Origin of the sequence: Sphingomonas astragali (assembly GCF_051400615.1) — a bacterium.
GTDB lineage: Bacteria > Pseudomonadota > Alphaproteobacteria > Sphingomonadales > Sphingomonadaceae > Sphingomonas.
The window spans coordinates 452,417-467,910 of sequence record NZ_JBLFFH010000002.1 but is presented as its reverse complement, the minus strand read 5'-3'; the positions used below and the strand labels follow the sequence as shown (position 1 = coordinate 467,910).

General features: G+C 67.8%; 15 protein-coding genes. All 15 read left to right on the top strand.

From position 1 onward, the window contains the following. The first annotated feature begins 10 nt into the window (after nt 1–10). The 15 genes from ACMGER_RS10525 to ACMGER_RS10455 all read left to right on the top strand — a co-directional run bounded on the left by ACMGER_RS10525 (nt 11) and on the right by ACMGER_RS10455 (nt 15,301). Nucleotides 11–1,231 (top strand): NADH-quinone oxidoreductase subunit D, encoded by a 1,221-nt coding sequence (locus ACMGER_RS10525; RefSeq protein WP_436812861.1) that lies wholly within the window; start codon nt 11–13, stop codon nt 1,229–1,231. Beyond that, the gene (locus tag ACMGER_RS10520; protein ID WP_436812098.1) at nt 1,228–1,683 is read left to right on the top strand and encodes a hypothetical protein; all 456 of its coding nucleotides are present in this window, start codon (nt 1,228–1,230) and stop codon (nt 1,681–1,683) included. Before ACMGER_RS10525 ends, ACMGER_RS10520 begins: the two co-directional genes overlap by 4 nt. After that, nucleotides 1,683–2,351 (top strand): complex I 24 kDa subunit family protein, encoded by a 669-nt coding sequence (locus ACMGER_RS10515; protein ID WP_436812097.1) that lies wholly within the window; start codon nt 1,683–1,685, stop codon nt 2,349–2,351. Before ACMGER_RS10520 ends, ACMGER_RS10515 begins: the two co-directional genes overlap by 1 nt. Next, nucleotides 2,351–2,500: a hypothetical protein gene (locus ACMGER_RS10510; RefSeq protein ID WP_233782719.1), complete on the top strand. Its 150-nt coding sequence runs from the start codon at nt 2,351–2,353 to the stop codon at nt 2,498–2,500. The genes ACMGER_RS10515 and ACMGER_RS10510 overlap by 1 nt, the downstream gene beginning before the upstream one ends. A gap of 3 nt (nt 2,501–2,503) precedes the next feature. Then, entirely contained in the window at nt 2,504–3,808 is a 1,305-nt protein-coding gene (gene nuoF / locus ACMGER_RS10505; RefSeq protein WP_436812096.1) for an NADH-quinone oxidoreductase subunit NuoF, read from the top strand. Then, the gene (gene nuoG, locus ACMGER_RS10500; RefSeq protein ID WP_436812095.1) at nt 3,808–5,823 is read left to right on the top strand and encodes an NADH-quinone oxidoreductase subunit NuoG; all 2,016 of its coding nucleotides are present in this window, start codon (nt 3,808–3,810) and stop codon (nt 5,821–5,823) included. The genes nuoF and nuoG overlap by 1 nt, the downstream gene beginning before the upstream one ends. 106 nt (nt 5,824–5,929) lie before the next feature. Further along, nucleotides 5,930–6,982, top strand: coding sequence for an NADH-quinone oxidoreductase subunit NuoH (gene nuoH / locus ACMGER_RS10495; RefSeq protein WP_436812860.1), 1,053 nt, complete (start codon nt 5,930–5,932; stop codon nt 6,980–6,982). After that, nucleotides 6,979–7,464 carry an NADH-quinone oxidoreductase subunit NuoI gene (gene nuoI, locus ACMGER_RS10490; protein WP_436812094.1) on the top strand — a complete coding sequence of 162 codons (486 nt, stop codon included), beginning with the start codon at nt 6,979–6,981 and terminating at the stop codon, nt 7,462–7,464. Before nuoH ends, nuoI begins: the two co-directional genes overlap by 4 nt. A 147-nt stretch (nt 7,465–7,611) precedes the next feature. Beyond that, a complete protein-coding gene (locus ACMGER_RS10485; protein WP_436812093.1) occupies nt 7,612–8,223 on the top strand; it encodes an NADH-quinone oxidoreductase subunit J in 612 nt (203 codons plus the stop codon). Beyond that, entirely contained in the window at nt 8,220–8,525 is a 306-nt protein-coding gene (gene nuoK / locus ACMGER_RS10480) for an NADH-quinone oxidoreductase subunit NuoK (protein ID WP_233782712.1), read from the top strand. Before ACMGER_RS10485 ends, nuoK begins: the two co-directional genes overlap by 4 nt. Nucleotides 8,526–8,628: 103 nt before the next feature. Then, a complete protein-coding gene (gene nuoL / locus ACMGER_RS10475) occupies nt 8,629–10,704 on the top strand; it encodes an NADH-quinone oxidoreductase subunit L (RefSeq protein ID WP_436812092.1) in 2,076 nt (691 codons plus the stop codon). Further along, complete coding sequence (locus tag ACMGER_RS10470; protein ID WP_436812091.1) at nt 10,701–12,257, top strand: NADH-quinone oxidoreductase subunit M; 1,557 nt, start codon at nt 10,701–10,703, stop codon at nt 12,255–12,257. Before nuoL ends, ACMGER_RS10470 begins: the two co-directional genes overlap by 4 nt. Next, complete coding sequence (gene nuoN / locus ACMGER_RS10465) at nt 12,257–13,699, top strand: NADH-quinone oxidoreductase subunit NuoN (RefSeq protein ID WP_436812090.1); 1,443 nt, start codon at nt 12,257–12,259, stop codon at nt 13,697–13,699. Before ACMGER_RS10470 ends, nuoN begins: the two co-directional genes overlap by 1 nt. Before the next feature lie 8 nt (nt 13,700–13,707). After that, on the top strand, nt 13,708–14,493 hold the full coding sequence (locus tag ACMGER_RS10460; protein ID WP_436812859.1) for a biotin--[acetyl-CoA-carboxylase] ligase: 786 nt from the start codon (nt 13,708–13,710) through the stop codon (nt 14,491–14,493). A 13-nt stretch (nt 14,494–14,506) separates the two neighbouring features. After that, nucleotides 14,507–15,301 carry a type III pantothenate kinase gene (locus tag ACMGER_RS10455; RefSeq protein WP_436812089.1) on the top strand — a complete coding sequence of 265 codons (795 nt, stop codon included), beginning with the start codon at nt 14,507–14,509 and terminating at the stop codon, nt 15,299–15,301. Nucleotides 15,302–15,494: the final 193 nt, after the last annotated feature.

Sequence of the window (15,494 nt, the reverse complement as noted above, 5' to 3'; positions counted from 1 at the left end):
CGACCAGATGATGGAGCAGACCGCCGCTTCCGTGCGCGAGCCGGAGAGCGAAGGCGACGTCGCCATCCAGAACTACACGATCAACTTCGGCCCGCAGCATCCGGCGGCGCACGGCGTGCTGCGGCTGGTGCTGGAGCTCGACGGCGAGATCGTCGAGCGCGTCGATCCGCACGTCGGCCTGCTCCACCGCGGCACCGAGAAGCTGATCGAATACAAGACCTACGCCCAGGCGCTGCCCTATTTCGACCGGCTCGATTACTGCTCGCCGATGTGCATGGAGCACAGCTTCGTGCTCGCGGTGGAGAAGCTGCTCGACCTCGAGGTGCCGATCCGCGCGCAGTATCTCCGCGTGTTCTTCGCCGAGCTGACCCGCATCTCGAACCACATGCTCAACCTCGGCAGCCACGTCATGGACGTCGGCGCGATGACGCCGAACCTGTGGCTGTTCGAGCTGCGCGAGGACTGCCTCAACTTCTTCGAGCGTGCGTCCGGCGCGCGGATGCACCACAATTACCTGCGCCCCGGCGGCGTCCACCAGGACGTGCCGCTGAAGCTGCTGACCGACATCGCCGACTGGCTCGACACCCGCCTGCCGCGCCTGTTCGAGGACGCGATCAGCCTGGTCGCCGAGAACCGCATCTTCAAGCAGCGCAACGTCGATATCGCCGTGGTGAGCCGCGAGGACGCGGTGCGCTGGGGCTTCTCCGGCCCGATGATCCGCGGCTCGGGCATCCCCTGGGACCTGCGCAAGTCGCAGCCCTACGACGTCTACGACCGGATGACCTTCGACGTGCCGGTCGGCACGCGCGGCGACTGCTACGACCGCTTCATGGTGCGCGTCGAGGAGGTCCGCCAGTCCGCGCGGATCATGAAGCAGTGCCTCAATGAGATGCCCGAGGGCCCGATCGCCAGCACCGACCGCAAGGTGGTGCCGCCCAAGCGCGGCGAGATGAAGCGCTCGATGGAAGCGCTCATCCACCACTTCAAGCTCTACACCGAGGGCTATCACGTGCCGGCGGGCGAGGTGTATGTCGCGACGGAGAGCCCCAAGGGCGAGTTCGGCGTCTATCTGGTCGCCGACGGCTCGAACAAGCCCTACCGCTGCAAGATCCGCCCGACCGCGTTCAGCCACCTCCAGGCGATGGACTTCATGTCGAAGGGCCACATGCTCGCGGACACCACCGCGATCCTGGGCGCGATCGATGTGGTGTTCGGGGAGTGCGACCGGTGATCGGCCTCGTCGCATTTGCCGCATTCGCCATCGGGCAGCAGCGGGCGATCCCGCCTGCACCACCCGCTCCGCCGCCGCCGTCGGTGTCGATGGACGTCGCCCGCGCGCGCGTCGCCAAGGTCAAGACGCTGCTCGCGGTCGCCGCCAACGGCAATGCCGCGGCGCTCACGCCGATCGTCGCGCCGGGGGCCACCACCGACATCAACGGCATCATGGGCCTGCTCAAGCCCGAGACGATCGCGCCGCTCAAGGGCTGCACGCGGGTCAAGCCGTTCGAGGTGAACGAGGATGCGGTGGTGCTCACCATGCGCTGCACCGGCGGCCTTCCGGCCGATACGACCACCGAGATCGATTTCGCCGGCGAGCTGATCGCGAAGGTCAGCGCCGCCCAGACGATCTATCGACCGGCGACGCCGCCCGTGCCGCCGGCAGCTCCCACGGAACCGCGTTGATGGCTGAAGCCGCCCATATCCCCGACGAATCCGAGACCCGCGCGCGCTGGGGCGCGTTCGCGTGGACCGAGGAAAACCGCGCCAAGGCCGCCGAGATCGTCGGCCGCTATCCGCCGGGCCGCCAGCAGTCGGCGTCGATCCCGTTCCTCGACCTCGCCCAGCGCCAGGTCGGCGCCGAGACCGACACCCAGGGCTGGCTGCCGGTCCCGGTGATCGAGTTCGTCGCGCGCGAGCTCGGGATGCCCTACATCCGCGTGTTCGAGGTCGCGACCTTCTACACCATGTTCAACCTGGCGCCGGTCGGCCGCTTCCACGTCCAGGTGTGCGGCACGACGCCGTGCATGTTGCGCGGGTCGGACGACGTGCTCGCCGCCTGCCGCAACTACGGCCTCGCCAAGGGCAGGACCACGCCGGACGGGCTGTTCACGCTCACCGAGGTCGAGTGCATGGGCAATTGCGCGTCGGCGCCGATGGTGCAGATCAACGATGACAATTACGAGGACCTCGATTACGACCGCATGACCGCGATCCTCGACGCGCTGGCGCGGGGCGAGCAGCCCAAGACCGGCACGCAGGAGCCGGGCCGCCACACCGTCGAGCCGCTCGGCGGTCCGACCACGCTCAAGGCGATGGTCACCGAGAACCACGACTATCGGAGCGAATGGTGATGGGCGCGATCATCGCGATCATCATCGGCATCATCGTGGTCGTGTTCGCGATCAAGGTGATCGGCGCCATCCTCGGCATCGTCGTCGGCCTCGCGGTCGCGGTGATCGCCTATTTCCTCGCCGAGAAGCTGGTGGGGCAGGGACGCTAGGCCATGCTGGCAGACAAGGACCGCATCTTCACCAACCTCTACGGCTACCAGCCGTGGAACGTCGACGCCGCCATCAAGCGCGGCGACTGGGACAACACCAAGGCGCTGCTCGCGCTCGGGCAGGACACGATCATCGACCGCATCAAGGCCTCGGGCCTGCGCGGGCGGGGCGGGGCGGGCTTCCCGACCGGCACCAAATGGTCGTTCATGCCCAAGGAGCCGCGTCCCGACCGGCCGAGCTTCCTGGTCATCAACGCCGACGAATCCGAGCCGGGGTCGTGCAAGGACCGCGAGATCATCCGCCACGATCCGCACAAGCTGATCGAGGGCGCGCTGGTCGCCGGTTTCGCGATGCGCGCGCGGGCGGCCTACATCTACATCCGCGGCGAATATATCCGCGAGGCGGAGACGCTGTTCGCCGCCGTCGCCGAGGCCTATGACCGCGGCTTCATCGGCAAGAACGCGTGCGGGTCGGGCTACGACTTCGACGTGTTCGTCCACCGCGGCGCCGGCGCCTATATCTGCGGCGAAGAGACCGCGATGCTGGAGAGCCTGGAGGGCAAGAAGGGCCAGCCGCGCCTCAAGCCGCCGTTCCCGGCGGGCGCGGGCCTCTACGGCTGCCCGACCACGGTCAACAACGTCGAATCGATCGCGGTCGCGCCGACCATCCTGCGCCGCGGCCCCGAATGGTTCGCGAGCTTCGGCGCCGAGAACAACAAGGGCACCAAGCTCTTCCAGATCAGCGGCCATGTGAACAAGCCGTGCGTGGTCGAGGACGCGATGTCGATCCCGTTCCGCCAGCTCATCGAGGAGCATTGCGGCGGCATCCGCGGCGGCTGGGACAATCTGCTGGCGGTGATCCCGGGGGGATCGTCGGTGCCGCTGGTGCCGGCGGAGCAGATCATGGATTGCCCGATGGACTTCGACGGGCTGCGCGGCGTCGGCTCGGGCCTCGGCACCGCGGCCGTGATCGTCATGGACAAGTCGACCGACATCGTCCGCGCGATCAGCCGCATCAGCTATTTCTACAAGCACGAGAGCTGCGGCCAGTGCACGCCGTGCCGTGAGGGCACCGGCTGGATGTGGCGCGTGATGGAGCGGCTGCGCACCGGCGACGCCGACGTCAGCGAGATCGACACGCTTCAGCAGGTCACCAAGCAGGTCGAAGGCCACACCATCTGCGCGCTCGGCGACGCGGCGGCCTGGCCGATCCAGGGCCTGATCCGCCATTTCCGCCCTGAGCTGGAGCGCCGCATCGCCGAGCATCAGGGCGCCGGCGCTGCCCCGATGCAAGAGGCTGCCGAGTAATGCCCAAGCTGAAAGTAGACGGTATCGAAGTCGAGGTCCCCGCCGGGGCGACCGTGCTCCAGGCGTGCGAGGCCGCGGGGAAGGAGATCCCGCGCTTCTGCTACCATGAGCGGCTGTCGATCGCCGGCAACTGCCGCATGTGCCTGGTCGAGGTAAAGCCGGGGCCGCCGAAGCCGCAGGCGTCGTGCGCGCTGCCCGCCGCCGACAATCAGGAGGTGTTCACCACCTCGCCGATGGTCAAGGCCGCGCGCGAAGGGGTGATGGAGTTCCTGCTCATCAACCATCCGCTCGACTGCCCGATCTGCGACCAGGGCGGCGAGTGCGACCTGCAGGACCAGTCGATCGCCTATGGCCGCGGCCATTCGCGCTACGACGAGAACAAGCGCGCGGTCACCGAGAAATACATGGGCCCGATCGTCAAGACGGTCATGACCCGCTGCATCCAGTGCACCCGCTGCGTGCGCTTCGCCGAGGAGGTCGCCGGGGTCGAGGAAGTCGGCGCGATCTATCGCGGCGAGGACATGCAGATCACGACCTATCTCGAAGAGGCGTTCAAGAGCGAGCTGTCGGGCAACATCGTCGACCTCTGCCCGGTCGGCGCGCTGACCTCGAAGCCCTATGCGTTCGAGGCGCGGCCGTGGGAGCTCAAGAAGACGCTTGCGATCGACGTGATGGACGGCGTCGGCACCAATATCCGCCTCGACAGCCGCGGCCGCCAGGTGCTGCGCGCGCTGCCGCGGATCAACGAGGACGTCAACGAGGAGTGGGCGCACGACAAGACGCGCCACGCCGTCGACGGGCTCGTCCGGCACCGGCTCGACCGGCCCTATGTCCGCCGCGAGGGCAAGCTCCAGCCGGCGAGCTGGGAAGAGGCGTTCGACGCGATCGCCGCGATCCAGGCCGGCAGCAGCGTCGCCGCGATCGCCGGCGACCAGGTCGACTGCGAGACGATGTTCGCGGCCAAGGTGCTAGTCAATCAGCTCGGCTCGACCCTGCTCGAAGGGCGGCAGACCGGGCTATCCTATGACGTGACCAACCTCGGTGCCGTCGCCTTCAACCCCACCATCGCCGGGGTCGAGGAGGCGGACGCGATCCTGCTGGTCGGTTCGAACCTCCGCTGGGAGGCTCCGCTGATCAACACGCGCGTGCGCAAGGCGATCAAGAAGGGCGCGAAGGTGTTCGCGATCGGCCCCGAGGTCGATCTCACCTACAGGCTCGAATGGCTGGGCGACGACCTCGGCCTGCTGGCCAAGCTGCCGGAGCAGGTGGTGCAGGCGTTCGAGAACGCCAAGCGGCCGCTGGTCATCGCCGGTCCGGGTTCGCTCAAGACGGCGCAAGGCGCGGCGCTCGCACTGGCCGGGCCGATGAAGCTAGTCCGCACGCTCGAGGACGGCACGGCGTGGAACGGCTTCGGCGTGATCCACACCGCCGCGGCGCGGATGGGCGGGCTGATGCTCGGCTTTGCGCAGAAGGGCGGGATCGCCGATGTGGTCGCGGCCAAGCCGCAGCTCGCCTTCTTCCTCGGCGCCGACGAGGTCGACTATTCGGCGTTCGAGGGGACGTTCAAGGTCTTCATCGGCCATCACGGCGACAATGGCGCGCATCACGCCGACGTGGTGCTGCCCGGCGCCAGCTATGCCGAGAAGCCGGGCACCTACGTCAACCTCGAGGGCCGGGTGCAGCGCGGCGACCGCGCCGTCTTCCCGCCGGGCGATGCCCGCGAGGACTGGGCGATCCTGCGCGCGCTGTCGGAGAAGCTCGGCGCGACGCTGCCGTTCGACAGCTTCGACGAGTTGCGCGCGGCGATGGCCGAGGCGGTGCCGGCGCTGGGACAGGAAGGTCTCGTCCGCTACGACTGGGCGCCGCCGAAGCTCGCCGCCAAGGCGAGCGGCCCGGTGACTTATCCGATCGCCGACTTCTACCTCACCAACGCCATCTGCCGCGCGAGCCCGACGATGCAGCGCTGCTCGGCCGAGCTGATCCACGGCCAAGAGTTCGCGGAGGCGGCGGAGTGACTGAACAGATGACCCGTGCTCCTGCGAAAGCAGGAGCCCTGAGCCTCGCGCGATCCGCTCCGCAATCCTGGGCTCCTGCTTTCGCAGGAGCACATAGGTGCATTCAATGACCGCCTTCTTCCAGAACACCATCGGCCTGCCGTTCGGCTGGGCGTGGTTCGTCTCCACGATCGTCGGCATCCTGGTGATCGCGCTGCCGCTGATGCTGGCGGTGGCGATGATCATCTATGCCGACCGCAAGATCTGGGCGGCGATGGCGCTGCGCCGCGGCCCCAACGTCGTCGGCCCGTTCGGCCTGCTGCAGAGCTTCGCCGACGGCCTCAAGGTCTTCCTGCAGGAGACGATCGTCCCGTCGTCGGCCAACCGCGGCCTGTTCCTGCTCGCGCCGATCATCACCTTCACCGTCGCGCTGATCGTGTGGGCGGTGATCCCGTTCCAGGCCGGCGTCGTGCTCGCCGACATCAACGTCGGGCTGCTCTACGTGCTCGCCGCCTCGTCGATGGGCGTCTACGGGGTGATCATCGCGGGCTGGTCGTCGAACTCCAAATATCCCTTCTACTCGTCGCTGCGCGCCGCCGCGCAGATGGTGAGCTATGAGGTCGCGATCGGCTTCGTCCTCATCTCGGTGGTGCTGTGGGCCGGCTCGTTCAACCTCAGCCAGATCGTGATGGCGCAGAAGGGGCTGTACGGCTTCGTCAACGGTTTCGGCTTCAACCCCCTCCTGTTTCCGATGGCGGTGGTGTTCCTGATCTCGGCGCTGGCCGAGACCGCGCGCCCGCCGTTCGACCTGACCGAGGCGGAATCGGAGCTCGTCGCCGGTTACCAGACCGAATATTCGTCGATGAGCTTCGCGCTGTTCTGGCTCGGCGAATACGCCAACGTCATCCTGATGTGCGCGCTCAACGCCATCCTGTTCTGGGGCGGCTGGCTGCCGCCGTTCGACTGGGCGCCGCTCTATCTTGTGCCGGGGATCATCTGGTTCCTGATCAAGGTCTGGTGCTTCTTCTTCATCTTCAGCTGGGTCAAGGCGACGGTGCCGCGCTACCGCTACGACCAGCTGATGCGTCTCGGCTGGAAGATATTCCTGCCGCTGTCGCTGTTCTTCGTCGTCCTCGTCTCAGGATTCCTGATGCTGACCCGTTACGGAGGTGCGGCATGAGCCTCGCCCAAGTCGTCCGCTCGTTCACCCTGTGGGAGTTCATGAAAGCCCACTGGCTGACCTTGAAGTATTTCTTCAAGCCCAAGGCGACGATCAACTACCCGTTCGAGAAGAACCCGATCTCGCCCCGCTTCCGCGGCGAGCACGCCCTGCGCCGCTATCCCAACGGCGAGGAGCGCTGCATCGCGTGCAAGCTGTGCGAGGCGATCTGCCCGGCGCTGGCGATCACGATCGAGGCCGAGCCGCGCGACGACGGCAGCCGCCGCACCACGCGCTACGACATCGACATGACCAAGTGCATCTACTGCGGCCTGTGCCAGGAGGCGTGCCCGGTGGACGCGATCGTCGAGGGGCCGAACTTCGAGTTCGCGACCGAGACGCGCGAGGAGCTAATCTACGACAAGGCCAAGCTGCTCGCCAACGGCGACCGCTGGGAGAGCGTGATCGCGGCGAACCTTGCCGCCGACGCGCCCTATCGGTAAGCGCGCCGTGACTTTCGATTCTCTTCCGTTCGGCCCCGGATTTGATCCGGGGCTGTCGAAGCCCGCCCATCCCCAAGCGCAACGCTCGCGGATGGCCGCCCTTCGGCAAGCTCAGGGCGAACGGGGCCTAGGGGGCAAGGTGATTTCGTGATCCAGGCTATCGCCTTTTACCTGTTCGCCGCGATCGTGATCGTGTCGGCTGCGCTGACGATCACGTCGCGCAACCCGGTGCATTCGGTGCTGTGGCTGATCCTTGCCTTCTTCAACGCGGCGGGGCTGATGGTGCTCGTCGGCGCCGAGTTCATCGCGATGCTGCTGGTGATCGTCTACGTCGGCGCGGTCGCGGTCCTGTTCCTGTTCGTGGTGATGATGCTCGACATCGACTTCACCGAGCTGCGCGCCGGCTTCGTGCGCTACGGTGCGCTCGGACTGGCGCTGGCGGTGGTGGTCGCGGCCGAGGTGGTGATCGGCGCGGGCGCGTGGAGCGCCGGCGGCGTCGACCTCGCCGCGCGCGCCGCCCCGATCGACGCAGCGGTGCCGAACATCGAGGGGATCGGGCGGCTGCTCTACACGCGCTACCTGTTCGTGTTCGAGGGCGCCGGCCTGGTGCTGCTGGTGGCGATGATCGGCGCGATCGTGCTGACCCACCGCGAGCGCCGCGACACGCGTCCGCAGAAGGTCTCGAGCCAGATCAACCGTCGTTCCAGGGACGCGGTCCGCAACGTCGATGCGCCCGTCGGGCAGGGGGTGGAGCTGTGATCGGCCTCACGCACTATCTGGTCGTCGCCGCGATCCTGTTCGGGCTCGGCGTGTTCGGCCTCGTCGCCAACCGCAAGAACCTGATCCTGATCCTGATGGCGATCGAGCTCATCCTCCTGAGCGTGAACCTCAACCTGGTCGCCTTCTCGGCGTATCTCCAGGACCTGGTGGGGCAGGTGTTCGCGATGTTCGTGCTGACCGTCGCCGCGGGCGAGGCGGCGATCGGTCTCGCGATCCTGGTCATCTATTTCCGCGGCCGCGGCACGATCTCGGTCGACGACGTCAACCGGATGAAGGGGTGATGCAGATCCATACCACCCGTCGCCCCGGCGTAGGCCGGGGCCGCCATGTTGCTTGGGGTACGCCTGTGGATGGCGGCCCCGGCCTCCGCTGGGGCGACGTGCAGTGAGTGCGATCGCCGTCATAGTCTTCCTGCCGCTGCTCGCCGCCGCCGTCGCGGGGCTGAGCAACCGCGCGTTCGGCACGACCTTCCCCAAGGCGATCACCACCGCGGGGCTGTTGGTGTCGTGCCTGCTGTCCTGGCCGATCTTCATCGGCTTCCTCGGCGGTCACGCCGAGGCGCATGTCGAGCCGGTGTTCACCTGGATCAGGTCGGGCACGCTCGACGTCGCCTGGGCGCTCCGGGTCGACGCGCTGACGGCGGTGATGCTGGTGGTGATCACCAGCGTCTCTGCGCTCGTCCACCTCTACAGCTGGGGATACATGGACGAGGACCCGGATCAGCCGCGGTTCTTCGCCTATCTGTCGCTGTTCACCTTCGCGATGCTGATGCTGGTGACGGCGGACAATCTCCTCCAGATGTTCTTCGGCTGGGAAGGCGTCGGCCTGGCCTCCTACCTGCTGATCGGCTTCTGGTTCAGGAAGCCGAGCGCCAACGCCGCCGCGATCAAGGCGTTCGTGGTCAACCGCGTCGGCGACCTCGGCTTCATGCTCGGCATCTTCGGCACCTACCTCGTGTTCGGGACGATCTCGATCCCGGCGATCCTCGAGGCGGCGCCGGACATGGCCGGCAGCACGATCGGCTTCCTCGGCCACCGCTTCGACACGATGACGGTGCTGTGCATCCTCCTGTTCATCGGCGCGATGGGCAAGTCGGCGCAGCTCGGCCTCCACACCTGGCTTCCCGACGCGATGGAGGGCCCGACCCCGGTGTCGGCGCTGATCCACGCCGCGACGATGGTGACGGCGGGCGTGTTCATGGTCTGCCGCCTGTCGCCGATGTTCGAGACCTCGCCGGCGGCGATGGGCTTCGTCACCTTCATCGGCGCCGCGACCTGCCTGTTCGCCGCGACCGTCGGCACGGTGCAGAACGACATCAAGCGCGTGATCGCCTATTCGACCTGCTCGCAGCTCGGCTACATGTTCTTCGCGGCGGGCGTCGGCGCGTACGGCGCGGCGATGTTCCACCTGTTCACCCACGCCTTCTTCAAGGCGCTCCTGTTCCTCGGCGCCGGCTCGGTGATCCATGCCATGCACCATGAGCAGGACATGCGCTTCTACGGGGGTCTCCGGAAGCACATCCCGATCACCTTCTGGGCGATGATGGCGGGCACGCTCGCGATCACCGGCGTCGGCATCCCCGCCGTGTTCGGCAACCCCGCGATCGGCTTCGCCGGCTTCCACTCGAAGGACGCGATCATCGAGGCGGCCTGGGCCGCGGGCGGCACCAGCCAGCTCGCCTACTATGTCGGCGTGTTCGCGGCGCTGCTCACCAGCTTCTACTCCTGGCGCCTGATGTTCCTGACCTTCTGGGGCAAGCCGCGCTGGGCGAACAGCGAGCATATCCAGCACGCCGTCCACGACGCGCAGGGTCACGGCCATCACGGTGTCGATGAGGGTGCCGGTCACGACCAGCATGTCGACGAACCCGGCGCGCACGACCTGCACGAGGGCACCGCCGGCTACCACCCGCACGAGAGCCCGTGGACGATGCTGCTGCCGCTGGCGCTGCTGTCGGTCGGCGCGGTGCTCGCGGGTTTCATCTTCCACGGCGCCTTCATCGAGCCGACCGCCGGCGAGAGCTTCTGGCACGGCGCGGTCGCGTTCAACGAGCATCTGATGCACGCGATGCACGAGGTGCCGGTGCTGGTGAAGCTCTCGGCGACGATCGTGATGCTGCTCGGCCTGCTGATCGCCTGGCTCGCCTACATCCGCGCGCCCGAGTTCCCGGCGCAGTTCGCGGAGATGTTCCGCGTCCTCTACCGCTTCCTGCTCAACAAATGGTACTTCGATGAGGTCTACAACGTGCTGTTCGTGAAGCCCGCATTCGCGATCGGCCGCCTGTTCTGGAAGGGCGGTGACGAAGGCACGATCGACCGCTTCGGCCCCAACGGCGTCGCCTGGGCGGTGGCGCGCGGCAGCACCGTCACCGCGCGGCTCCAGTCGGGCTATCTCTACACCTATGCGTTCGTGATGCTGCTCGGCCTGGTCGCGGCGGTGACCTGGGTGGTGGCGCGATGAGCGGCATCCTTTCCCTCATGCTGCTGGTGCCCGCGCTCGGCGCGGTCGCCTGCCTGCTGGTCAATGCCGGCACCGCGCGCTGGATCGCGCTGATCGCGACCTTCGTCGACCTCGCGCTCGGGATCGTGCTCTGGGCCAATTTCGACGTCGGCGGCGCGCAGTGGCAGTTCGTCGAGAACGTGCCGCTGTTCGGGCGCTTCGCCTGGGCGCTCGGCATCGACGGCTTCGCGCTGCTCTTGATCATGCTCAGCGTGTTCCTGATGCCGATCTGCATCGGCGCGAGCTGGGACGCGATCGCGGAGCGTGTGCCCGAGTACATGGCCGCGTTCCTCGCGACCGAGCTGCTGATGATCGGCACCTTCGCCGCGCAGGACCTGTTCCTGTTCTACATCTTCTTCGAAGGCGGCCTGATCCCGATGTACCTGATCATCGGCATCTGGGGGGGCGCCAACCGCATCTACGCGTCGTACAAGTTCTTCCTCTACACGCTGCTCGGCTCGCTGCTGATGCTGGTGGCGATGCTGTGGATGAGCCAGGAGGCGGGGACCACCTACATCCCGACGCTACTGACGCACGATTTCCCGGTCCAGGCGCAGACCTGGCTGTGGCTCGCCTTCTTCGCCTCCTTCGCCGTCAAGATGCCGATGTGGCCGGTCCACACCTGGCTGCCCGACGCGCACGTGCAGGCACCGACCGCGGGCTCGGTGATCCTGGCGGGCGTGTTGCTGAAGCTCGGCGGCTACGGCTTCCTGCGCTTCTCGCTGCCGATGTTCCCGGAGGCGTCGGCTGAGCTGATTTGGCTGATCTTCGGCCTGTCGGCGATCGCGGTGGTATACACCTCGCTGGTCGCGCTGGTGCAGAGCGACATGAAGAAGCTGATCGCCTATTCATCGGTCGCGCACATGGCGATCGTCACCATCGGCCTGTTCGCCTTCAACCAGCAGGGCATCGAGGGCGCGATGATGGTGATGCTGGGCCACGGCCTGGTCTCGGGCGCGCTGTTCCTGTGCGTCGGCGTGATCTACGACCGGCTCCATACCCGCGAGATTTCCCGCTACGGCGGCCTCGCCATCAACATGCCGCGCTACGCCGTATTGTTCATGCTGTTCACCATGGCCTCGGTCGGCCTGCCCGGCACCAGCAACTTCGTCGGCGAGGTGCTGAGCCTGATGGGCACCTATCAGGTGTCGACCTGGATCACGCTCGTCTGCACCACCGGCATCATCCTGGGCGCCGCCTACATGCTCTATCTCTACCGCCGCGTCGTGTTCGGCGAGCTCGTCCACGACGACGTCAAGGCCATGCCCGACCTCAACCGCCGCGAGTTGGCGATGCTCGGCGCGCTGGCCGCGGTGGTGCTGTGGATGGGCGTCTATCCGGAGAGCTTCCTCGCGCCGATGCGCAACGATGTGACCATTTTGCTCGCCCGCGTCGAGCGCGCCAAGCCGGCCGGTGATTCCCTGCCGACCCCCGGCAACCCCGCCGCCGTGCCCGCCGCGCACGCTGCTGAAGCTGCGCATGGGGCCGAAGCCTCGCACGGGGAGGCGCACTGATGTCGCTCGCCCACCAGACCCTGCTGACGCTGCCGGAGATCGTGCTCGGTATCGGCGCGCTCGTGCTGATGCTGGTCGCCGCCTGGGGCGGCCAGGCCTCGACCCGTGCGGTGAGCTGGACCGCGGTCGCCGTGCTGATCGGCGCCGGCATCGCGCTGATCGGCCCGTCGTCGAGCGGCGCGGTCGCCTTCGACGGCCTCTACCGCGCCGATGGCTTCGCCGCCTTCGCCAAGGTGTTGATCTACGCCGGCACCGCGGTGTCGATCATCATCGCCCCCGGTTTCTTCCAGCGCACCAGCGGTGACGACCTGCGCCCGGAATATCCGGTGCTGATGCTGTTGTCGGCGATCGGCATGGGCGTGATGGCCTCGGCGGGCGACATGCTGTCGCTCTACATCGGGCTCGAGCTGCAGAGTCTTGCCGCCTATGTGCTGGCGAGCTTCATGCGCCGCGACGGGCGTTCGGCCGAAGCTGGCCTCAAATATTTCGTGCTGGGCGCGCTCGCCTCGGGCATCCTGCTCTACGGCATCTCGCTGGTCTACGGCTTCTCGGGCTCGACCAATTTCGAGTTGGTCGCTGCCGCCTATGAGCGCGGCCATTCGACCGGCCTGCTGATCGGTCTGGTGTTCGTGTTCGCCGGCCTCGCCTTCAAGCTCGCCGCGGTGCCGTTCCACATGTGGACGCCCGACGTCTACGAAGGCGCGCCGACGCCGGTCACCGCCTTCTTCGCCTCGGCGCCCAAGGTGGCGGCGATGGCGCTCAGCGTGCGCGTCGCGATCGAGGCGATGGGCCCGGCCGAGAGCCAGTGGCGCCAGATCGTGATCTTCGCCGCGCTCGCCTCGATCATCTTCGGCGCGGTCGCCGCGATCGGGCAGCGCAACGTCAAGCGGCTGCTCGCCTATTCGTCGATCAACAACGTCGGCTTCGTGCTGGTCGGGCTCGCCGCCGGCACGCCGCAGGGCGTCGCCGCGGTGCTGTTCTACCTCACGGTCTACATCACCATGACGCTCGGCAGCTTCATCGTCGTGCTGCAGATGCGCGACGCCGAGGGGCAGCAGGTCGAGGCGATCGACAGCCTCGCCGGCCTGTCGCGCACGCGGCCGGGGCTGGCGCTGGCGATGGCGATCTTCATGTTCAGCCTGGCCGGCATCCCGCCGCTGCTCGGGTTCAACGCCAAGCTGGCGGTGTTCGACGCCGCGGTCGGCGCGGGGCTGTTCCCGCTCGCGGTCGCCGGCTTCGTCGCCTCGGTGATCGGCGCCTATTACTATCTGCGCATCGTCAAGGTCATGTATTTCGACGCGCCGGCCGAGGCCTTCCCGCGCGGCAGCGTGATCGAGGGCGGGCTGATCGTGGTCGCGGCGGTGCTGGTGTCGCCGGTGGGCTGGTTCCTGCTGGCGCCGCTCGGCCACTGGACGAGCGCGGCCGCGAGCTCGCTGTTCTGACGCCGACGATCCGCACCGTCGCCGAGACGGGATCGACCAACGCCGACCTCCTCGCGCTCGCCACCGGCGGGGCGGAGGAGGGCTGGTGGCTCCGCGCCGAGCGCCAGACCGCCGGACGCGGGCGGCAGGGCCGGGCGTGGGTGTCGGAACCCGGCAATTTCTACGGCAGCACGCTGGTCCGCCTGCGCCCCGCCGATCCGCCGCCTCCGACGCTGGCGCTGGTCGCAGGCGTGGCGGTGGAGGAGGCGGTTTCGACGCACATATCACCCTCACCCTTCCGCGGCTTCGCCGCTTCCTCCCTCTCCCGTTGGGAGAGGGAAGGGGCCCGCTCGGCGCAGCCGAGCGCGAAGGGTGAGGGTGGCCTGAATCTCAAATGGCCCAACGACCTGCTCCTCGACGGCGCCAAGCTCGCAGGCATCCTGCTGGAGCGCGCCGGCGACACCGTCGTGATCGGCTGCGGCGTCAACCTCGCGCATCACCCCGGCCTCGCCGAACGGGCGACCACCAGCCTCGCCGACCACGGCACCACCGTCGACCCCGCCGTCTTCGCCGAGACGCTCGCCGAATCCTTCGCCCGCTGGCTCGCGCGCTGGCGGGGGGAGGGGCTCGCCCCGATCCGCCAGCGCTGGCTGGAGCGCGCCCATCCGGCCGGCACCGCTCTCACCGCGCGCCTGCCCGACGGCACCGCCGTCGACGGCCTGTTCGACGGGCTCGACAGCCAGGGCGCGCTCATCCTGCGCTTGGCCGACGGCGCCCGGCATGTCATGCACGCAGGCGACGTCTTCCTGCTTTGACGAGAGGGTCCAGATGCTGCTCGCGATCGATGCCGGCAACACCAACGTCGTCTTCGCGCTGATCGACCTCGACGCGCCGCCGGGGCCGGACGCGATCCGGGCGCGCTGGCGCATCGCCACCGATCCGCGCCGCACCTTCGACGAATATGCCGTGTGGCTGAGCCAGCTCCTCGCGCTCGAGGGGCTCGACCGGTCGGCGGTGACCGGCGTCATCATCGGCACCGTGGTCCCGCGCGCGCTCCACAACCTCCAGATGCTCGCCAGCAAATATTTCGGCGGCGAGGCGATGATCGCGGGGGAGGGCGGCTGGGGCTTCGCGCTCGACGTCGACGAGCCGCAGAACCTCGGCGCCGACCGTGCGCTCAACTGCATCGCCGCGCACCGGCACCATCCGGGCGATGCGATCATCATCGACTTCGGCACCGCCACCACCTTCGACGTGGTCGACTATTCGGGCGCCTACAAGGGCGGGATCATCGCGCCGGGCATCAACCTGTCGCTCGACGCGCTGGTCAACGCCGCTGCCAAGCTCCCCCGCATCGCGATCGAGGCGCCGAAGGGCAATCTTTCCGTGATCGGCCGCAACACCGTCGACCAGATGAACATCGGCATCTACTGGGGCTATGTCGCGATGATCGAGGGGCTGGTCGCCCGCACCAAGGCGGAGATCGGCCGCCCCGCCAAGGTGATCAGCACCGGCGGCCTCGCGATATTGTTCGAGAAGCATATCGACGTGTTCGACGTCTACGAGCCCGACCTCACGCTCCAGGGGCTGGCGCTGGTGTGGCAGCGGGCCCATATGAAGTAGCACCGTCGCCCCGGCGCAGGGCACCCATCAAGGTACTACTTTGATGGGACCCGAGGCCGGGGCCGCCAGATTTCAGCGTATTCGCGCATTACTTAGCGACCCCGGCCTGCGCCGGGGCGACGACATTCCAAAAGGATATCAGTGACCAATCCCAACAACGAACTCCTCTTCGTCGCGCTCGGCGGGTCCGGCG